Below are 19860 nucleotides of genomic sequence, written 5' to 3'. Positions count from 1 at the left end.
GGTGAGCACCGCTGGGTCATGCGGGGCAGGGCGGGTATCCTTGCAGGGGTGCCCACCTGTGTCCTGTCGCCACATGCGCGTTGAACCTGCCGACATCGAAGCCCTGTTCGATGCGATTCCCGATGTGCTGTTCTTCATGAAGGACTGCGACGGGCGCTATACGCACATCAACCAGACCATGCTGCGGCGGTTGGGGCTGAAGTCGCGCAAGGAGGTGATCGGGCGCACCGCGGCGGAGATCTACCCGACCGGGCTCGGCGCCGACTACGCCACCCAGGACGAGCAGGTGCTGGCCGGCAAGGTGATCGAGAACCTGATGGAGCTGCACCTGTTCGCCAACCGCGAACCGGGCTGGTGCCTGACCTGCAAGCGCCCGTTGCTGGTGGAAGGGCAGGTGCGCGGCCTGATCGGCATCTCGCGCGATCTGGGCCAGAAGGACAGCCTGGGCACCCAGTACGAACAGCTGCGGCTGGCGCTGGCGCACTTGAACGCGCACTACGCCGAGAACGTGCGCATGCAGACCCTGCTGGACATCACCGGGTTCTCGCTGTCCAAGCTGGAGCGGACCTTCCGCAAGGTGTTCCAGATGACCCCCCAGCAGGTGCTCACCCGCCTGCGCATCCAGATGGCGGTGCACCTGCTGCACGGCCCGGATACCGTGGCCAGCATCGGCCAGGCCTGCGGGTTCACCGACCAGAGCGCGTTCACCCGCAAGTTCAAGGCCGAGGTGGGCCAGTCCCCGCGCGCCTACCGGGCCCAGATCGGCGCCCGCGCCGAGGCCTGACTCCCGGCCCGGGTCTTCCGGCCTATGCCGTCGCCGGGTGCTCAGGGTATGGTGTCGCACCTGTTGCCCGCTTGCGATCCCGATGCCCGCATCCCAGACCCCGGCCACCGCCACTCCGCCTGCCGACGCCCGCCTCGGGCACGCGCTCAAGCCCCGCCAGCTGATCATGATGGGGCTGGGCAGCGCGATCGGCGCCGGCCTGTTCCTGGGCTCCGGCGTGGGCGTGCAGGCGGCCGGACCGGCGGTGCTGCTGTCCTACCTGGTTGCCGGTGCACTGGTGATCATCGTGATGAACGCGCTGGGCGAGATGGCCGCGGCCAAGCCGACCAGCGGGGCGTTCTCGGTGTATGCCGCCGATGCCATGGGCGCCACCGCCGGAGCCACGGTGGGCTGGTTGTGGTGGGTGCAGCTGGTGATCGTGATCGCCGCCGAAGCGGTCGGTGCAGCCGGGCTGCTGGCCACGGTCTGGCCGGCGGTACCGGTCCCGATGGCGGCACTGGCCTTCATGCTGTTCTTCACCGCGATCAACCTGCTCGGGGTGAAGAACTTCGGCGAGTTTGAATTCTGGTTCGCGATCCTCAAGGTGGCCGCCATCGTCGGCTTCATCCTGATCGGCATCGCGCTGCTGATGGGCTGGCTGCCGGACGTGGCCTCGCCGGGGCTGCGCAATTTCACCGAGCACGGCGGCTTCGCGCCCAAGGGCCTGGCCGGCATCGGCGCGGCACTGCTGGTGGTGGTGTTCGCCTTCGGCGGTACCGAGATCGTGGCGGTGGCGGCGGCCGAAACCGAAGATCCCGAGCGCAGCATCGCGCGTGCCATCCGCACCGTGGCCTGGCGCATCCTGGTGTTCTACATCGGCTCGCTGAGCGTGATCATCGCCGTGGTGCCGTGGACCAGCGAGTCGCTGAAGTCGCCGTTCGCAGCCGTGCTGCAGGTGGCCAATATTCCGGGTGCGGCAACGGCGATCACCCTGATCGCGGTGATCGCGCTGCTGTCCGCGCTCAACGCCAATCTCTACGGCGCCTCGCGCATGATGTACTCGCTGGCACAGCGCAGCGAGGCACCGGCGGTGCTGGGCTGGACCGACCCGCGCCAGGTGCCGATCATCGCGGTACTGGCCAGCGTGCTGTTCGGCTTCGCGGCCACGGTGATGGAGCTGGTGTTCCCGGACAAGGTGCTGCCGGTGCTGCTCAACATCGTCGGCTCCACCTGCCTGCTGGTGTGGACCATCTCGCTGCTGTCGCAGTTGATCCTGCGCCACCGTGCCAACCGCGACGGCACCCGCCTGCCGTTCCGCATGGCGGGCTATCCGTATCTGACCGTGATCGGCCTGGCCGTGCTGGCGCTGATCTTCGGCCTGCTGCTGTCCGAGAGCCACACCCGCCTGCAGTTCCTGTCGATGGCGGCACTGACCGCGGTGATCGCGGCCACCAGTGAAATCGCGCGCCGGGTGCGTGCCAACCGCCGCACCGAGTGACCGGTGGGTGCCGACCGTTGGTCGGCACACAGAGCGATACCTGAAATGAAAACGGCCCGCTTGCGCGGGCCGTTTTCATTTACCGGGCGGGGAGGCTCAGACCTCCACGCCCTCGTCTTCCTTGTACGCATCCACCGGGATGCAGGCGCACATCACGTTCTTGTCGCCATACACGTTGTCCACGCGCGCCACCGGCGGCCAGTACTTCTGCTGGCGCAGGCTGGCCAGCGGGAAGGCGGCCAGTTCGCGCGGGTAGGCATGCGCCCACTCGCTGGCCGACACCGCGGTGGCGGTGTGCGGGGCGTGCTTGAGCGGGTTGTCCTCGCGGTCCAGGCGGCCGTCTTCGATCGCGGCGATTTCTTCGCGGATCTGGATCATAGCGTTGATGAAGCGATCCAGTTCGTGCAGCGATTCGCTCTCGGTCGGTTCCACCATCAGCGTGCCGGCGACCGGGAAGCTCAGGGTCGGGGCGTGGAAGCCGAAGTCGATCAGGCGCTTGGCCACGTCCTCGGCGGCGATGCCGGAGGTCTTCTCCAGCGGACGCACGTCCAGGATGCACTCGTGTGCCACCAGCCCGTTGCGGCCGGTGTACAGGGTCTTGAAGTGCGGGGCCAGGCGCTTGGCGATGTAGTTGGCGTTGAGCAGGGCCACCTGGGTGGCCTTGCGCAGGCCGGCGGTGCCCATCAGGGTGATGTACATCCAGCTGATCGGCAGGATCGAGGCGCTGCCGAAGCTGGCCGCGCTGACCATGCCCACGTCACCTTCACCGCCCAGCACCTTGGGCAGGAACGGCGCCAGGTGCGACTTGACCGCGCACGGGCCCACGCCCGGGCCGCCGCCGCCGTGCGGAATGCAGAAGGTCTTGTGCAGGTTCAGGTGCGACACGTCCGAGCCCCACTTGCCGGGCTTGGCCACGCCGACCAGGGCGTTCATGTTGGCGCCGTCGGTGTACACCTGGCCGCCGTGCTTGTGGATGATCTCGCAGATCTCCACCACCTCTTCCTCGAACACGCCATGCGTGGACGGGTAGGTGATCATCAGCGCGGCCAGGCGGTCGCCGTATTTCTCGGCATTGACGCGGATGTCCTCGACATCGACGTTGCCGTTGGCGTCGGTCTTGGTGACCACCACCTTCATGCCGCACATCTGTGCCGAGGCCGGGTTGGTGCCGTGCGCCGAATCCGGGATCAGGCAGACATCGCGATGGCCTTCGCCGCGCGAGCGGTGATACGCGCGGATTGCCAGCAGGCCGGCGTACTCGCCCTGCGCGCCGGAGTTCGGCTGCAGGCTGACGGCGTCGTAGCCGGTGCATTCCACCAGCATCGCTTCCAGCCCGTCGATCAGTTCCTTGTAGCCGGTGGCCTGGTCGGCCGGGGCCAGCGGATGGATGTTGGCGAACTCCGGCCAGGTCACCGGGATCATTTCGGCGGTGGCGTTGAGCTTCATGGTGCAGCTGCCCAGCGGGATCATGGTGCGATCCATGGCCAGGTCCTTGTCCGCCAGCGAACGCAGGTAACGCAGCAGTTCGTGTTCGCTGTGGTGGGTGTTGAACACCGGGTGGGTCAGGAACGCGCTGGTCCGCACCAGGCCGGCCGGCAGTGCATCGGCGGTGGCGGCATCGAGCGCGTCCACATCGACGCGGGCACCGAACAGCGCGCCGAGCGCGACGATATCGGCACGGGTGGCGGTTTCATCCAGGCTGATGCTGACCGCTTCGCTGTCGATCGCGCGCAGGTTGATGCGTGCCGCGGCGGCCTTGGCGTGGATCGCCTTGGCGTCGATGTCCTTGACGTGCAGGGTGTCGAAGAAGTGCTCGCCGACATTCACCCCGGCGCTGCGCAGGCCGCCGGCCAGGATCGCGGCCAGGCGGTGGGTGCGGCGCGCGATGCGGGTCAGCCCGTCCGGGCCGTGGTACACGGCGTACATCGAGGCCATCACCGCCAGCAGCACCTGCGCGGTGCAGATGTTGGAGGTGGCCTTCTCGCGGCGGATGTGCTGCTCGCGGGTCTGCAGGGTCAGGCGGTAGGCGGCATTGCCCTGGGCGTCCACGGAGACGCCGATCAGGCGGCCCGGCATCGAACGCTTGTAGGCGTCGCGGCAGGCCATGAAGGCCGCGTGCGGGCCACCGAAGCCGAACGGCACGCCGAAACGCTGCGAGTTGCCCACCACGATGTCCGCGCCCCATTCGCCGGGGGCGGCGATCAGGGTCAGCGCGAGCAGGTCGGTAGCCACGGCCACCAGGCCGCCGCGTGCGTGCACGGCATCGGCCAGTGCCTTGTAGTCGCCGATATGGCCGAAGGTGTCCGGGTACTGCAGCAGCACGCCGTAGCTGTCTGCTTCCAGCGCTTCGGCCGGGGTGCCCACGCGCAGCACGATGCCCATCGGCTCGGCACGGGTGCGCAGCAGTTCCAGCGTCTGCGGGTGCACGGCGTCGTGCACGAAGAAGGTGTCGGACTTGCTCTTGGCCGAACGCTTGGCCAGGGTCATCGCTTCCGCCGCCGCGGTGGCTTCGTCGAGCAGCGAGGCGTTGGCGATTTCCATGCCGGTGAGGTCGGCGCACAGGGTCTGGAAGTTGATCAGCGCTTCCATGCGGCCCTGCGAAATCTCGGCCTGGTAGGGCGTGTAGGCGGTGTACCAGGCCGGGTTTTCCAGCACGTTGCGCAGGATCACGTTCGGGGTGAGCGTGCCGTAGTAGCCCTGGCCGATGAAGGTGCGGAACACCTGGTTCTTGTCGGCGATGGCGCGGATCTTGGCCAGTGCCTGCACTTCGGTCAGCGACTCGGGCAGCGCCAGCGGGGCCGGCGACTTGATCCCGGCCGGGACGATCGCATCGGTCAGCGCGTCCAGCGAGGCGTGGCCGACCACGTCGAGCATCTGCGCGATTTCAGCATCGTTGGGGCCGATGTGGCGTTCGACGAACGCGTGGCTGTGTTCAAGCTCGCGCAGGGAAGGAGTGTTCTGGGACATGGCAGGCATCTCGAAGAGTGGGCACGCACGTTCGGAAGTCGGCTTGGCCGGGGTGCGGCGCAGGCGCGCGCGAACCACCGGACCTTGCGGTCTTCCTGGGTGCCCCTCTGTCCTTTTGCCTGAGAGTTTAAAAGCGCGCATCTGCGTGCTTCGTGCCCCTTCGGCGCCGGATTTTGCCGGTCTCTCCAGAGTTTTGATGCGGGTGGTATCGGGCCTGAGCGATTACGGGCGTTGCGCCTTCGGCAGCGGGTGTCCGCTTCTCCCACCATGTAGCCCGGCGATTATAGCCCAGCGGCTTTGCCGGCAACGGCCCTATGCCACATGAATGAGGGCCGGCGCAGGCCCCGGAATGTGGCCGCGGGCATGGTGCCGCGCCGGGCGAAGGCCTATGATCGACGGACCCTCGTATTCATCTGGCGCTGCCCGTTCCGGGCGGGCGCCCGCCGTGCGTTCGCGCATGGCCCTGACGGAAGCCCGCATGACGCCCGCCTCGCCTTCGACCCGCCGCCTGGCCCTGCTGCTCGCAGGCCTGGCGATGTTCGGCCCGTTCTCGATCGACACCATCTTCCCGGCCTTCCTGCTGCTCGGTGAGCGCCTGCAGGTGGACCAGGTGGCGGTGCAGCAGACCATCAGCGTGTACCTGCTGTTCTACGGCCTGATGAGCCTGGCGCACGGCCCGCTGTCGGATGCGTTCGGCCGCCGCCGGGTGATTCTGGGTGGGTTGGGGCTGTTCTTCGTGGCCTCGATCGGCTGCGCACTGTCGCCGGACCTGACCACGTTGCTGGTGTTCCGTGCGCTGCAGGGTGTCTCGGCCGGTGTAGGCATGATCGTGGGCCGCGCGGTGATCCGCGATCTGTTCCATGGCGCCGACGCGCAGCGGCTGATGAGCCAGGTCTCGATGATCTTCGGCATCGCCCCGGCCATCGCGCCGATCATCGGCGGCTGGATCCTGCTGGGCGGCGGCAACTGGCCGCTGATCTTCTGGTTCCTGGTGCTGTTCTCGGTGGTGCTGCTGGTGGCCACTGCCAAGTGGCTGCCCGAGACCCACCCGGTGGAAGCGCGCACGCCGATGTCGCTGCGCTCGCTGCTGCGCAGCTACCTGCGCATCGGCTCCAACCCGCGCCTGCTGCGGCTGGCCGCGGCCGGGGGCCTTAACTTCTCCGGCGTGTTCCTGTACATCGCCTCGGCACCGGTGTTCGTGATGCAGCATCTGCATCTGGGCGAGGGTGGCTTCGCCTGGCTGTTCATTCCCACCATCGGCGGCATGACCCTGGGCTCGTACCTGTCCGGGCGCATGGCCGGCAAAATGCTGCCGCAGCGACAGATCGCGATCGGCTTCCTGCTGTGCGCGCTGTCGGCACTGTTGAACATCGGCTACGTGCTGTCGGTGCCGGAAATCGCGCTGCCGTGGGCGGTGATGCCGATCTTCGTGGGCGGCGTGGGCATGGCGATGATCTTCCCGATTCTGGCCCTGGCGGTGCTGGACATGTACCCGCATCAGCGCGGCCTGGCCTCGTCGATGCAGATGTTCATCCAGCTGATGATCAACACCGTGGTGGCCGGCGTACTGTCGCCGATGCTCAGCAGCAACCCGGTGCACCTGGCCTTCGGCTATGCCGGTTTCTTCGCGCTGGGGGCCACGTTCTGGTACTGGGAACGGCATTGCGAACGCCGCCGCGAGGCTGTCGCCAGCGCCGAATGAACACCGCACACGCCACGCTTGCAGGCACTGCAATCGTGGCGATGCGCGCATTGCCATTGCCGATGCGCGGCGTATCCTGTGGCTTCACCAGCCAGTTCGTGCACCACGACAGCCAACACTTCCCCCTGCGGACTTCATGTCCGCCGCAACCCAGGGTGATTGCATGGCTGCACAGCAGACCTACCGCCTGTTCGACGTCGCGCTCAAGCAGCGCACCACGCTTTCTCCATCACTGACCCGCATGGTCTTCGCCGCGCCCGACGTGGCCAACATGAAGACCGAGGGCCCGGATCAACGCATCAAGGTGTTCTTCCCGTTGCCGGGCGAGACAGCGCCGAGCGTGCCGCAGGGCGAGGACTGGTACGCGCGCTATCGCGCGCTGCCCGATGACCAACGTGCCCCGATGCGCACCTACACCATCCGCGCGCTGCGCCCGGAAAGCGGCGAGGTCGATGTCGATTTCGTGCTGCATGGCGAGACCGGGCCGGCCTCGCGCTGGGCCACCCATGCGCGGATCGGCGACCGGGTCAGCCTGCTGGCGCCGGATGCGCAGGTGGAGGCAAGCAGCGAGGGCTATGAATGGAAGCCGCCGCTGCAGGCCCGGCGGATACTGCTGGTGGCCGACGACACCGCGTTGCCGGCCGTGGCCGGGATCCTGGAAGGGCTGGCGCAGTGGCCGCATCCGCCGGAAGTGCAGGCCTTCATCGAGGTCGAGCACGAGGCCGACGTGCTGCCGCTGCAGGCGCCGAACGGGGCCCAGCTGTTCTGGCTGGTGCGTGAAGGTCGCGCGCATGGCGACCTGCTGCAGGACGCCGTGCGGACACGGATCGGCCCGGCCCGCGGCGGCAGCGGCGAGCAGGCGCTGGCCGAGATCGACGTGGACCAGGACATTCTGTGGGAGCAGGCCAGCGCCGACGGTGCCGGGCTGTATGCCTGGGTGGCCGGTGAGGCTGGCGCGGTGATGGCCATCCGCCGCCACCTGGTCAAGGACTGCGGCATCGACAAGCGCGCGATCACCTTCATGGGCTACTGGCGGCACGGCAGGGTCATCGACTGAACCGCCGTGGGCCCGCTGCGGCGGGCCCGCAGGGCCGGTACGGTATCCTTGGCGCTTTGACGCAGTCCGGATGTCCCCCCATGTCGACCACCTCCAAACTGCGCCGCGACCTCCGCCGGCGCCGTGAAACCGAAGCCGCCAACCGTGACAAGGCGCATGCCGCGCCGGTCGAGCCGCATGCGGAACTGCGTGACCAGCAGCGCACGCTGCTGGCCGGCATCGTCCGCCGCGAGGGGGAGTGGGTGCTGGGCATGGATGGCCGCATCGCCGGCCAGACCGAAAGTGCGGCGCGGGTGCTGTGCCTGATCATGCAGGCCGCCGAACTGCACGAACGCCAGGGCACGCCGGTGCGGCTGGTGTATTCGGATGCGTTGAAGGATGCCGCGCATGCTGAAGCGCAGGCCGACGGCAAGGATTTCGAGCAGTTCAAGCAGGCATTCGCCGCGTCGTTGAAGCCGGCCGCGCAGGCGTAAACCCGCGCCCGAGCTACTGTTGATACGGAAAAAGCCGGCCCTGGGGCCGGCTTTTTCTTTCTACGTGCTGCTGTCGCCAGCGATTACGGGGCTGCTGCCGGCTTGGCTGCCGCCGGCTTGGCCGCAGCGGTGGCGGCCGGGGCCTGCCAGCCGCACATCTGGCCCTGGTTCTTCTGCTTGAGCCACTCGTTGACCGGGGTGAAGTACTCGATCATCGGGCCGGCATCGAGCTTGTCGCCGCCGGTGATCTCGCGCAGCGTGGCCTGCCACGGCTGGCTGGCACCCTTGCTCAGCATCGCCCAGAACTTCTGCCCGGCTTCCTTGTTGCCGTAGAAGCTGCACTGGTGCAGCGGGCCCTTGTAGCCGGCCGCATCGCACAGGCCCTTGTAGAACTGGAACTGCAGGATGCGCGCCAGGAAGTAGCGCGTGTACGGGGTGTTGCCCGGCACGTGGTACTTGGCGCCCGGATCGAAGAACTCCTCACCGCGTGCACTGGCCGGGGCCACGCCCTGGTACTTGGCTTTCAGGTCCCACCAGGCCTGGTTGTAATGGTCCGGGGTGATCGAACCGTCGAACACGCCCCAGCGCCAGCGGTCGATCATCAGCCCGAACGGCAGGAACGACACGCCGCTCAGCGCCATGCGCATCTGCGCGTTGATGGTGGCCTCGCGGCTTTCCTGCGGCTGGCCGACCAGGCCGATGGAGTGCAGGTAGTCCGGGGTCATCGCCAGCACGATGGTGTCGCCGATCGCCTCATGGAAGCCATCGTTGGCACCGCCCTGGAACAGCGGCGGCAGCGGGTTGTAGGCCAGGTCGTAATAGATGTGGCCCAGCTCGTGGTAAATGGTGGTGAAGTTCTCTTCGGTTGGCTTGATGCACATCTTGGTGCGCACATCGCCGTCCATGTTCATGTCCCACGCGCTGGCATGGCAGACCACGTCGCGGTCCAGCGGCTTGATGAACTGGGTCTTGTCCCAGTACGACTTCGGCAGCGCCGGCATGCCCAGCGAGACGTAGAAGTCCTGCGCGCGCTCGGTCATCTGTTTGGCGGTGCGCAGTTCGGCCTCACGCTGCGCCTTGTACATCGCCTCGGCCGTGGCGGTGGTGCCACCGGCCTTGGCGATGGCACCGCTCAGGTTGGTCTGGTACTGCTTTTCCAGCGCGGCGGTGATGTCCAGGCTGCCGGCGCCCGGGTAGGGTTCGAGCTGGTCCCACAGGTTGGACCAGTCCTGCTGCCACATGTTGCCGAGCAGGTGGGCGGCGATCAGGCCGCCTTCGGTCTCGGCCTTGTCCTTGCCGTAGGTGTCGTCCAGCTTGGTACGCGCATAGCAGTGGAGCTGCTCGTACATCGGCTTGACCTGTTCCCACAGGCGGTCGGTTTCCGGGCCGATCTGTTCCGGCGGCATGTCATAGCCGCTGCGCCACATCTGGCCGGCATCGGCGAAGCCCATTTCCTTGGCGCCTTCGTTGACCAGGCCGACGAAGCGCTGGTAATCGGCGCGCATCGGCTTGGTGGTGCCGTGCCAGCCCTGCCAGGCGTCCAGCTGCTTGTCGTAGTCGCGGCTGCGCGCCAGCACTTGTTCCAGGTCGCCGAGCTGGCGACAGCTCTGCGGGTCGGCCGCGTCGGTGCAGTACTTGCCGGCGCCGTAGCTGCCTTCCATGCGGCTGGCGATGCGGGTCAGCTCGGACAGCTTGGCCGGGTCACGCGGGGCCGGCATGGAGGTCATCAGCTTGAGCAGGTGGATCTGACGCTTGGTGTCCTCGCTCATCGGCTTGCCATCGTACGTGCCGGCCTGGGCGATCCAGCTGTTGAGCACGGTCAGCCAGCGCTCGTTGGCCTTGGCCGCCACGCGCTCGGAATCCTCGTTGATGTAGGTCGAGGACAGCCACTGCGCCGAGGTCATCTCCGGGTACATGGCCTTGTACTCGGCGTTGACGCGGGCGATGAACTGGTCCGCGGTTTCGGTCGAGGCGGCGGTGTTCGCGGCCGGCGCATCGGCCGGGGAGGGTTCCTTCTGGCAGGCCGCCAGGGTCAGTGCGGCAGCACTGACCGCCAGGGCCAGCAGTAGCGGGCGGTGGTTCACGGGGACATCCTTGGGTGGTGACAGACCGGCGAAGGCTAGTGGGGCGCCGTCATCACCGCAAGGGGCAGGGCAGCACGGCGGCCGCGTGCCTCAGCCCTCGCAGGCCGCGAACAGGTCGCGGTCGCGCTCGTACACCGAGGTCTTGACCTGCATCAGGCCCAGCACCGACGGGAACAGGTTGTCGTGGTCGGTGTACTGGGCCGCGCGCTGGCGCACGCAGGCCAGGTTGAGGCCGCGGTTGGCGGCGAACGCGGGCGAGAACCACATCGTCATCGGCACGCGGGTCTGTTCCTGCGGGGCGATCGCATACGGCACGCCGTGCAGGTACAGGCCCTTTTCGCCCAGTGATTCGCCGTGGTCGGACAGGTAGATCATCGCCGTGTCGTAGTCGTCCATGCCCTGCAGCGTGCCGATCGTGCGCGCCAGGAAGTGGTCGGTGTACAGCAGTGAGTTGTCGTAGCTGTTGGTGATCTGCTCGCGGCTGCACTTGCCCAGGTCCGGCGTATCGCAGGTGGGGGTGAAGCGGCGGAAGCGGGCCGGGTAGCGCTCGTAGTAGCTGGGGCCGTGGTTGCCCAGCTGGTGCAGCACCACCACGCGGTCACCCGGCTTGGCACGCACCTGCGTGGCCAGTTCATCGATCAGGATCTCGTCCATGCAGCGGCCGTTGGCGCACAGCTGCGGGTTCTTGGCATCGTCCAGCGCCTGCATGTCCAGGCCTTCGCATACCCCCTTGCACCCGGACTGGTTGTCACGCCACAAGGTCTTGATGCCGGCATGCTCGAGCACGTGCAGCAGCGACTGGTGCGCGCGGATCTTCTTTTCGTCGTAGTCGTGGCGGCCATACGGCGAGAACAGGCAGGGCAGTGATACCTCGGTGCTGGTACCGCAGGAATGCATGTCCGGGAAATTGATCACGCTGGCCTGGGCCAGTTCCGGGGTGGTCTGCTTGGCGTAGCCGTTGAGCCCCCAGTTCTGTGCACGCGCGGTTTCGCCCATCACGATCACCAGCAGTCGTGGGCGGCTGTCGGCGGCACGCGGCGTGGCTTTGGCATCGGTACCGATCGGCAGTTTCGGCGCGCGCTGGATCGGATTGTCGCCGCGCAGCGCCTTGGGCAGGCCGAGCAGGAAGTTGCCCGGCGTGGCCAGGTAACGCACTTCGCGCTGGTTGCGCATCAACGCGGACATTTCCTGGAAGGACAGCATCGCCCCGCCGAGGGCGACCACCAGCGAAAGCAGCAGGAAGCCCGCACGCCACAACAGGGCCTTGCCCCAGCCGCGCTTGACCAGCTGCACGCGCCACAACACCAGCATCGGCAGCAGCGCCAGCAGCAACAATGGCGGCAGCATTGCCGGGGTCATCAGCTCGCGGCTTTCCTTGTGGTCGGTCGCCAGCACGTTGCGCAGCATGTCCGCATCCAGATAGATGTGGTAGCTGCTCATGTAGTGCGCGGCCAGCGCGGTGCCGATCAGCAGCACGCCAATCACCACCTTGGCATTCCAGCGCCACACCAGCAGGCCCATCAGCAGGCAGTGCGCCCCCACCAGGAACAGGAACAGCGATACGGCAAAGCGCACGCTGCCCGGATGGGTGGCCATCGCGCTGTGCCAGAACAGGCCGTTGCAGGCCAGCGCGAAGAACACACTGGTCACGGTGATCAGGGTTTCGGTGGACCACTGCGGGCGCCAGGCGCGGAGCTGGCTCAGCGCGGGAAAACGTGCGGTACGCGGCAGCGATGCACTCATGCCTGCTCTCCTTGCAATGCCTGTGCCGAACGCGCGTGACCGCTGCGCGCCGTGATTTTCTGCACACCCAGGTACAGCGCCAGCGACACGCCCCAGCAGGTCGCCAGTGTCCACAGGTCGTGCGACAGGAAGTGTGCCCCCCGCAGTTGTTGCGACAGCCCGAACAGCAGCCCCGCACCGAGCCCGACCGCCAGCCCGCGCCAGCGCCAGGCCGGGCGCAGCATCAGGGCAAAGAAGTACAGGGATACCCAAGCGAACCCCGCGCTGGAATGCCCTCCGGGGAAACAGATGCCACGCGGCATGTCGTGTGGCCGTGAAGCGAACAGGCCGATGTACTCGCGCAGCCCGCCGTAGCGCGCCAGGTCCCAGGGGCAATCCATGTTGGTCATCGACTTCAGCAGCGAGACCATGCCGGTGCCCAGCGCCACCGCCAGCACCAGGTAGAGCAGCGGCCAGCGCAGGGCCTCCAGGCGCGGGCGGCGCCAGGCGTGGAAGCACAGCACGATCACCACCAGCGCCGCGGCCGTGCTCGCCCACTTGCCGGCCTTGTGCACCAGATGGGTGGTCAGCCAGGCGTCCCGCAGCGCCCATTGGTGGCCTTCAAGCCGATAGAACGCGTCGGCCAGCCATTGGTCGCCACCCAGGCTCATCAGTACGCCACTGACCGCCAGTGTCGCCAGCAGTGGCAGCCACAGGTGCTGGCGCAGGAAATGCGGAGAGGCAGGGATTGCCGTGGGGACAACGGTGAGCGGAACTGCAGACGCTGAAGACATGTGGCGATAGCCGGCGGGATGATCCGCGGCCATGGTCGTCAGCGTTGTGTCGGAGAGTGGTCGGAGCGATGTTGGCCGCAGGTTAAGTCGCGGCCTCGTGCGTCATCCGTTCAGTCTTGGTCGTCCGCGGCAGCGGCATCGGCCGGCAGGTGGGCGTCGCAATCGACACGCCATGCGCTTCCCGGCACCAGCAGCCACCGGTTGCGGTTGCTGCTGCCGATGTCGATGGCCTGGGCCTTGTCCACGCACGGGCTCATTGCCGCATCCAGTACCAGCAGCCAGCGCTCGCCCGGTGCCCGCGCCAGCCACGGGCCGGCGTCCTGCCATTGCTGGTCCCACGGGCGCTTGAAGCCGAACTCGGTCACGCGGCGGTCGGCCTGCAGCAGGTTCTGCTCGCGCCAGCCGAGCAGGCCCAGCTGCGCCTGTGGCCCGATCCGCTCGCCCACGCGCTGCATCAGCGCCGAGGCCGAGCTGTAGGGGTCCAGCGCCGGCATCAGGCCCCAGCCGTACAGGTTCCAGAGCAGGAGGGCGGTGACCACCACCAACGCACCGGCGCGGCGTTGCCGCCACCACAGCGCCAGCAGCCCCAGCACCACGCCGAAGCCGAGCAGCCAGGTGCCCAGCACCGGCAGCAGGCTGTCCGGCATCGCCCGTCGCGCCAGCTGCGCATGCGCCCAGGCACTGCCGGACAGCAGCTGTGCGCCCAGGTAAAGCGCGGCCACCACCAGCAGCATCACGTAGCCCCACAGCAGCCAGCGCAGCCCGGCCCGGCGCAGCAGGCCGGGCAGCAGCGGCGCGGCGGCCACGCACAGCGCCGGCAGCATCGGGAAGATGTACACCTCGCGCTTGCCGGGGCTGGCGCTGAAGAACGCCAGCACCAGCAGCGACCAGCCCAGCAGCAGCCACCAGCGCCCGTCCAGGCGCTTGAGCCGCCGCCACCAGCCCGGCACCAGGGCCGGCAGCAGCAGGCTGCCGGGCAGCCACAGCGTGGCCATCACTTGCAGGTAGTACCAGGCCGGTTGCACGTGGTGCCAGGCGTTGGTGTAGCGGGTGCCGGTCTGCTTGAACAGCAGCTCGCGGGCATAGGCCTGCAGGCTGGGCTCGGGATCGTTCAACAGGGCAATGCCCAGCGGCGCCAGCCATACCGCGGTGCCCAGCAGGAAGGCCGGCAGCAGCCACCACAACAGGCGTGCGGCGCCATCGGCGGGTCCGCCACCATCACGTCGACGCAGCTGCCAGCGCCACAGCACCCACGGCAGCAGCACCAGCAGCGGCAGGAAGCCCACGCCCTTGGTCACCGTGCCCAACCCGGCAGCAAACCCGGCGATCCACAGCGCACGCGCATTGGGCCGTTCCAGCAGATGCCGCAGCAGGCCCCACAGTGACAGCGTGGTCAGCGCCACCAGCACCATGTCGATCTGTGCGCGCTTGGCCATCAGCCCGAACTGCAGGCAGCTGAACAACGCCAGCACCGCCCACCAGGCAATCCGCCGGTTCCACAGCCGCCGCGCCAGGTCCCAGCTCAGCAGCAGGGTCGCCAAGGCGGCCAGCAGCGAGGGCACGAGGAAGGCGACGGTCCAACCGTTGAGCAGCTGGTGGCTGGCCGCCTGCATCCACATGAACACCGGCGGCTTCTCGGCGTACAGCTCGCTGCCACGATGCGGCAGCAGCCAGTGGCCGGTGTCGACCATGGCCCGCGCGGCCAGCACGAAGCGCGGCTCATCCGGTGGCGAAGGTTGGCGCAGGCCGATGCCGGCCAGCAGGGCCAGCACGATGGCCACACAGGCCAGGACCCGCCAGCGATGGCGCAGCAACAAGGCGTCAGACACGCGCAGACCCTTCAGCAAAACCACTACTGTCTCCCCGACAGCGTAGGAAAAGCGTCGGAGGGCCGCCATTGCGACCAGATTCCGACACGGATCCCGCTACCATGGCCGGACCCGCTTACGAGAGTCTGCCATGCGGCTCCTGGTCATTGAAGACAACCGCCAACTGGTCGCCAACCTGTTCGACTATTTCGAGTCGCGCGGGCATGTGCTCGACGTGGCCCCCGACGGCATCACCGGGCTGCATCTGGCCGCCACCCATCCCTATGACGCGCTGATCCTGGACTGGATGCTGCCGCGCATGGAAGGCCCGGAGGTGCTGCGCCGGCTGCGCGCCGAGCATGCCTCGGAGGTGCCGGTGATCATGCTCACCGCGCGCGATGAACTGCCCGACAAGATCGCCGGGTTCCGTGCCGGCGCCGATGACTACCTGACCAAGCCGTTCGCGCTGCCCGAGCTGGAAGTGCGGCTTGAAGCGCTGATGGTCCGGGCCACGGGGCGTAATCCGCGCAAGGTGCTGGAGGTGGCTGATCTGAAGCTCGACCTGGCCACGCTGGAGGCACATCGCGATGGCCAGGTGCTGCACCTGTACCCGGCCTGCCGCAAGCTGCTGGAAGTGCTGATGCGCGCCAGTCCCGGCGCGGTGACCCGGCAGCAGCTGGAGTTCGCGCTGTGGGGCGATGAACTGCCCGACGGCGACCTGCTGCGCTCGCACGTATATGAGCTGCGCCGCAGCGTGGACGGCCCGTTCCAGCAGAAGCTGATCCATACCCTGCCACGGGTCGGTTATCGGCTGGGTGTCAGTGCATCGGGCAGTGTTGATGAAACTGCCTAGTCTGCGCGGTCGGCCGGCGCCACTGCATCGGCGCATGGTGTGGTGGCTGCTGGCCTACCTGGGGTTGATTTCGCTCGCGGTGTTCAGTGTCGGCAACTACGTGCACGAACATGCCGAACATTCGGCCTGGCGTGCGCTGCTCAACTCCGAGCTGGACAGCATCGTCAACCACATCCAGCACGAGCCGCATTACCGCTGGCAGGACTCGGACACGCTGCGCCTGTTCTACATCAACGGCAGCGACGGTGTGCCCGAAAGCCTGCGCACGCTGCATCCGGGCCTGCACGACGGCATCATCGTCGGCGACCGTTCCAGTGCGGTGATGGTGCGCGATACCCCGCAGCTGGGGCGATTGGCACTGGTGCTGGACATCAACGATTTCCACGAACTCGAGCAGTTCGCCACGCGCTGGGTGATGCTGGCGGGCGTGGTGATGATCATCGTGACCGTGCTGATGGCCTCGTTCGGCGTGGGCCGGCTGGTGCGCCCGCTGAGTTCGCTGGCCAAGCGCATCGATGCGCTCAAGCCGGGCGTGCCGGGGCAGCGCATCGACGTCGATCCGCGCGGCAGTTCGGAGCTGTACGTGATCGCCAACGCGCTCAACGACTACCTGACCCGCAACGAACAGTTCGTCGAGCGCGAGCGGATTTTCATCAGCACCGCCAGCCATGAGCTGCGCACCCCGATCGCGGTGATCACCGGTGCCGCCGAACTGGCGCTGGGCGAGCCCGGTGTCCCCGAGCGTGCGCGCCAGCAGATGCAGCGCGTGCACCGTACCGCGCAGGGCGTGGAGCAGTTGATCCAGCTGCTGCTGGTGCTGGCCCGCGAGCCGGCTCGGTTGGCCGCGTTGAAGGAGCGCATCGCGCTGGACCTGCTGGTCCCGGACATCATCGAAGACCACCGGCATCTGATGGGCGACAAGGACCTGCGGATCGAGATCGACGGCCTGGCCCGGGTCGATATCATCGCGCCGCTCGGCGTGGTCCAGGCGGCCATCGGCAACCTGCTGCGCAATGCCATCGAAAACAGCGGCCGTGGCACCATCCACATCCAGATATCGGCACAGGCGGTCGTGACCCTGCAGGACCCGGGCCATGGCATGACCCCGGAGGAAATCGCTGCGGTCTATGCCCGGATGGCGCGTGGCAACCGCAATGAACAGAGCGGCATCGGCCTGGAGCTGATCGCCAAGCTCTGCGAGCACCTGGGCTGGGCGCTGCAGATCGAGCCCTGCGCGCCGCGCGGCACCCGGGTGATTCTCGACCTGGGCGCCTCACTGCCGGATGGGGGGCAGGGGGCTGTGGCGTAATCCACCCCCCTCCGCGTTGCGCCGCACCGTGGCATAGCGTGAAGACAATGTTAAGCTCCACCGGAGCGCCGCTTTATGTGGCGCTTTTTTTATGGGCGCGCGCCGCGCCGCCCTTTCCCTTCGATCGACAGAGGATGGCGTCATGCCGACCGAACCCAGTACTGCCCTGATCACCAATGACATCGTCGGCCTCGGCCTGATCGCCGCCACCCTGGCGCTGATTTTCTGGGCCGCCAGCGGCCCGACCCCGCTGCTGAAGAAGATCTTCGCCTGGGTACCGGCGCTGCTGCTGTGCTATTTCATCCCGGCCATCTACAACACCGCCGGCCTCATCGATGGCCACAACACCAAGCTGTACAACCCGATCGCGCGCGACGTGCTGCTGCCGGCCGCGCTGGTCCTGCTGACCCTGTCCATCGACCTCAAGGGCGTGATCAAGCTGGGCCCGAAGCTGCTGCTGGTGTTCGCCGCCGGCACGCTGGGCATCATGCTGGGCGCGATCGTGTCGTTCCAGCTGATGTCGTGGATCCACCCGCCGACCGTGGCCGGCGATACCTGGGCCGGCATGGCCGCACTGGCCGGCAGCTGGATCGGCGGCGGCGCCAACATGGTGGCGATGCGCGAGGTGTTCGGTACCGACGCCACCACCTTCGGCCAGTTCGCCGTGGTCGATGTGGCCTGCGCCAGCCTGTGGATGGCGGTGCTGCTGTTCCTGGCCAACCGCGCCAAGCAGATCGATGCGCGCAACGGTGCCGACACCCGTGCGATCGACGCGATGAAGGAGCGCATCGCCGCCTACGAGGCGCAGAACGCCCGCATTCCCAGCCTCACCGACCTGATGGTGATCGTGGGCGTGGCGCTCGGCGGGGTGGGCCTGGCCCATGCCATCGCCGTGCCGCTGGCCGGCTGGTTCAAGGCCAACATCAGCTGGGCCGCGCAGTTCAGCATGGACAGCCCGTTCGTGTGGGTGGTGCTGCTGTCCACCGCACTCGGCCTGGGCCTGAGCTTCACCCGCGCGCGTCGTCTGGAAGCGGCCGGCGCTTCGCGGCTGGGCACCTTGTTCCTGTACTTCCTGATCGCCTGCATCGGCATGCAGATGGACCTGCTGTCCCTGTTGGACCGCCCGTGGCTGTTCGTGCTCGGCGTGATCTGGATGCTGACCCACATCCTGGTGCTGTGGATCGTGGCCAAGCTGGTGCGCGCGCCGCTGTTCTTCTTCGCCATCGGCTCGCAGGGCAACATCGGTGCGGCCGCCTCGGCGCCGGTCGTCGCCGCCGCCTTCCATCCGACCCTGGCCCCGGTCGGCGTACTGCTGGGCACCGTGGGCTACGCCACCGGCACCGGCCTGGCCTACGTTACCGGCCTCATCCTGAAATGGATGGCCGGCGCATAAGCGCAGCACGCGCTGCATGTATCGCAACGGGGCGGCCTTGGGGCCGCCCCGTTGCGTTTGGGGGGGCGGAACCAGCATCGACGGCATCGATCCTTCGGGCAAAGTCGTTTCAGCTTGCGCTCCACGATTCGACTCGAACTGTGCGTTGGGTACCGGCGCCGCGCCGATAGGCTTCGTAATGTCTGCTTCCATGCATCACCGCGTGGAAGGGGGGCGGTGGCACCTCTGCCGATGGCAATCGGCCTTCAACCAGGAAGCACCATGAACATGCCACGTTGGCTGTTGGGCGGTACGTCGCTGTTGTTGTTCTCTGTTGCGCTGGGGGCGTTCGCCCAGCCGCTGCCCCCACCGGGCCCGGACGTGCAGCAGAGCACGGACGCCAGCGCCCGTGAACTGGCCGCATTGATGGCCCAGCCCGGCTTCGCCGCAACCCTCACCCGTAGCCTGCAGCAGCAGCCGACGAGCGGCGTGCCACTGGCTGCGCTGATGGCGCGGTTCGACCCGCAGGGCCGCACCACGGCCACCCGCACACTGGCGGCGCACGATCGCCAGGTGCGCGCGCATAAAGGCCTGCCCGCCGCCGGCGAGGGTCTGCTGCAGGTGCGTGCCTTTGTGCCCAGCGGCACCACGCTGGCCCAGGTCGCCCCGGCACAGTTGTGGGTCGCGGCACTGCCGCGCGGTGACGACCGCCAATGGACCTCACTCACCGCCTATGACCCGCGCGGCCGTGCGCACCTGCTCGACGCGCATACCGCCCCGGCGTTCCCGGTGCTGATCGTGGACATCGACACCCGTACCGCGGTCAAGGAGGGCATGGCCCTGCTCAATGCCGGCATGCGCGCACGTGGCCTGCAGTCGCCCGAGCGTATCACCCAGGCCGCCAATGGGCAGGCCTCTCTGGACATCACCCGGCTCGACCGCATCCGCCTGGCCGATGACCAGGAGCCCTGGGCGCTGGGCGATGCCGAAGTGTTCGCGGTGGTCTCCGGGCTGCAGGTCGATGCGGCCGCGCCGGAGATGGTCACCGTCGAACTGCCGTACCTGGACAACGACAACACCGACTACCAGCCGATGCAGCCGCTGGTGATCTGGGGCAACTACCGCTTCAACGCCGCCAATGTGCAGTTGTTCGAAGACGACGGCGACACCAACTACCAGGCCTTGCTGGTGGCGCTTACCGACGGCGTCAAGGCCGCGCTGGGCGCATTCGCCCCGGAGTACGCCGTCATTGCCGATATCGCCGGCGCCATCCTCAAGGCCATGCCCACTGGCTGGTTCAGCAACGACGCGGACTACCTGGACAGCTTCTATCTCCTGCGCCGCGGCGAGGGCTACACCGACCGCATGGGCGCGGCCAACAATGCGCGCGTCACCTTGACCCCGATCACGCTTACGGAGTGATCGGGTCCTGACGCAAAGGCAGCCACGCATGGCGTG

The 19860-nt window shown here is 67.7% G+C and carries 14 protein-coding genes and 1 riboswitch; of the genes, 9 read left to right on the top strand and 5 right to left on the bottom strand.

Annotation, left to right across the window (positions count from 1 at the left end):
• Positions 1-73 precede the first annotated feature (73 nt).
• The gene (locus tag AC3IPM_RS14210; RefSeq protein WP_489300604.1) at positions 74-784 is read left to right on the top strand and encodes an AraC family transcriptional regulator; all 711 of its coding nucleotides are present in this window, start codon (positions 74-76) and stop codon (positions 782-784) included.
• Between the two features lie 82 nt (positions 785-866).
• Complete coding sequence (locus AC3IPM_RS14205) at positions 867-2261, top strand: amino acid permease (protein ID WP_489300602.1); 1395 nt, start codon at positions 867-869, stop codon at positions 2259-2261.
• Positions 2262-2357: 96 nt separating this feature from the next.
• On the opposite strand, the gene gcvP is transcribed toward AC3IPM_RS14205, so the two are convergent.
• Positions 2358-5237 carry an aminomethyl-transferring glycine dehydrogenase gene (gcvP, locus tag AC3IPM_RS14200; RefSeq protein WP_489300600.1) on the bottom strand — a complete coding sequence of 960 codons (2880 nt, stop codon included), beginning with the start codon at positions 5235-5237 and terminating at the stop codon, positions 2358-2360.
• 88 nt (positions 5238-5325) lie between these two features.
• Positions 5326-5427, bottom strand: a riboswitch (glycine riboswitch).
• Between the two features lie 279 nt (positions 5428-5706).
• Between gcvP and AC3IPM_RS14195 the strand changes: the two genes are divergently transcribed.
• From AC3IPM_RS14195 to AC3IPM_RS14185, 3 genes are all read left to right on the top strand, one after another.
• Positions 5707-6930 (top strand): multidrug effflux MFS transporter, encoded by a 1224-nt coding sequence (locus AC3IPM_RS14195; protein ID WP_489300599.1) that lies wholly within the window; start codon positions 5707-5709, stop codon positions 6928-6930.
• Between the two features lie 163 nt (positions 6931-7093).
• On the top strand, positions 7094-7987 hold the full coding sequence (locus tag AC3IPM_RS14190; protein ID WP_489300597.1) for a siderophore-interacting protein: 894 nt from the start codon (positions 7094-7096) through the stop codon (positions 7985-7987).
• An 80-nt stretch (positions 7988-8067) separates the two neighbouring features.
• Positions 8068-8460: a hypothetical protein gene (locus AC3IPM_RS14185; RefSeq protein ID WP_489300596.1), complete on the top strand. Its 393-nt coding sequence runs from the start codon at positions 8068-8070 to the stop codon at positions 8458-8460.
• 83 nt (positions 8461-8543) lie between these two features.
• On the opposite strand, the gene AC3IPM_RS14180 is transcribed toward AC3IPM_RS14185, so the two are convergent.
• The 4 genes from AC3IPM_RS14180 to AC3IPM_RS14165 form a co-directional block, all read right to left on the bottom strand.
• Positions 8544-10544: a M2 family metallopeptidase gene (locus AC3IPM_RS14180; RefSeq protein WP_489300594.1), complete on the bottom strand. Its 2001-nt coding sequence runs from the start codon at positions 10542-10544 to the stop codon at positions 8544-8546.
• 90 nt (positions 10545-10634) lie between these two features.
• On the bottom strand, positions 10635-12287 hold the full coding sequence (locus AC3IPM_RS14175) for a phosphoethanolamine transferase (RefSeq protein WP_489300592.1): 1653 nt from the start codon (positions 12285-12287) through the stop codon (positions 10635-10637).
• Positions 12284-13060, bottom strand: coding sequence for a phosphatase PAP2 family protein (locus tag AC3IPM_RS14170; protein WP_489300590.1), 777 nt, complete (start codon positions 13058-13060; stop codon positions 12284-12286). The genes AC3IPM_RS14175 and AC3IPM_RS14170 overlap by 4 nt, the downstream gene beginning before the upstream one ends.
• 110 nt (positions 13061-13170) lie before the next feature.
• A complete protein-coding gene (locus AC3IPM_RS14165; protein ID WP_489304157.1) occupies positions 13171-14895 on the bottom strand; it encodes an ArnT family glycosyltransferase in 1725 nt (574 codons plus the stop codon).
• 124 nt (positions 14896-15019) lie between these two features.
• Between AC3IPM_RS14165 and AC3IPM_RS14160 the strand changes: the two genes are divergently transcribed.
• The 4 genes from AC3IPM_RS14160 to AC3IPM_RS14145 all read left to right on the top strand — a co-directional run bounded on the left by AC3IPM_RS14160 (position 15020) and on the right by AC3IPM_RS14145 (position 19824).
• Positions 15020-15721: a response regulator transcription factor gene (locus AC3IPM_RS14160; RefSeq protein WP_489300589.1), complete on the top strand. Its 702-nt coding sequence runs from the start codon at positions 15020-15022 to the stop codon at positions 15719-15721.
• Positions 15708-17030, top strand: coding sequence for a sensor histidine kinase (locus tag AC3IPM_RS14155; protein WP_489300588.1), 1323 nt, complete (start codon positions 15708-15710; stop codon positions 17028-17030). The genes AC3IPM_RS14160 and AC3IPM_RS14155 overlap by 14 nt, the downstream gene beginning before the upstream one ends.
• A gap of 142 nt (positions 17031-17172) precedes the next feature.
• Positions 17173-18423: a DUF819 family protein gene (locus tag AC3IPM_RS14150; protein WP_489300586.1), complete on the top strand. Its 1251-nt coding sequence runs from the start codon at positions 17173-17175 to the stop codon at positions 18421-18423.
• Positions 18424-18684: 261 nt separating this feature from the next.
• Positions 18685-19824 (top strand): DUF3103 family protein, encoded by a 1140-nt coding sequence (locus AC3IPM_RS14145; protein WP_489300585.1) that lies wholly within the window; start codon positions 18685-18687, stop codon positions 19822-19824.
• Positions 19825-19860 lie beyond the last annotated feature (36 nt).

It is taken from the genome of Stenotrophomonas sp. GL_111, from assembly GCF_057835245.1.
Note: the sequence above shows the minus strand (reverse complement) of the source record. Positions and strands in the feature narration are given on the sequence as shown.

What these genes read in the sequence shown, in the direction of transcription:
- AC3IPM_RS14170 (WP_489300590.1), bottom strand. Translation starts at nt 13,060, where the DNA reads ATGTCTTCAGCGTCTGCAGTTCCGCTCACCGTTGTCCCCACGGCAATC.
- AC3IPM_RS14210 (WP_489300604.1), top strand. Translation starts at nt 74, where the DNA reads ATGCGCGTTGAACCTGCCGACATCGAAGCCCTGTTCGATGCGATTCCC.
- AC3IPM_RS14190 (WP_489300597.1), top strand. Translation starts at nt 7,094, where the DNA reads ATGGCTGCACAGCAGACCTACCGCCTGTTCGACGTCGCGCTCAAGCAG.
- AC3IPM_RS14195 (WP_489300599.1), top strand. Translation starts at nt 5,707, where the DNA reads ATGACGCCCGCCTCGCCTTCGACCCGCCGCCTGGCCCTGCTGCTCGCA.
- AC3IPM_RS14150 (WP_489300586.1), top strand. Translation starts at nt 17,173, where the DNA reads ATGCCGACCGAACCCAGTACTGCCCTGATCACCAATGACATCGTCGGC.
- AC3IPM_RS14155 (WP_489300588.1), top strand. Translation starts at nt 15,708, where the DNA reads ATGAAACTGCCTAGTCTGCGCGGTCGGCCGGCGCCACTGCATCGGCGC.
- AC3IPM_RS14205 (WP_489300602.1), top strand. Translation starts at nt 867, where the DNA reads ATGCCCGCATCCCAGACCCCGGCCACCGCCACTCCGCCTGCCGACGCC.
- AC3IPM_RS14145 (WP_489300585.1), top strand. Translation starts at nt 18,685, where the DNA reads ATGAACATGCCACGTTGGCTGTTGGGCGGTACGTCGCTGTTGTTGTTC.
- AC3IPM_RS14185 (WP_489300596.1), top strand. Translation starts at nt 8,068, where the DNA reads ATGTCGACCACCTCCAAACTGCGCCGCGACCTCCGCCGGCGCCGTGAA.
- AC3IPM_RS14175 (WP_489300592.1), bottom strand. Translation starts at nt 12,287, where the DNA reads ATGAGTGCATCGCTGCCGCGTACCGCACGTTTTCCCGCGCTGAGCCAG.
- AC3IPM_RS14160 (WP_489300589.1), top strand. Translation starts at nt 15,020, where the DNA reads ATGCGGCTCCTGGTCATTGAAGACAACCGCCAACTGGTCGCCAACCTG.
- gcvP (WP_489300600.1), bottom strand. Translation starts at nt 5,237, where the DNA reads ATGCCTGCCATGTCCCAGAACACTCCTTCCCTGCGCGAGCTTGAACAC.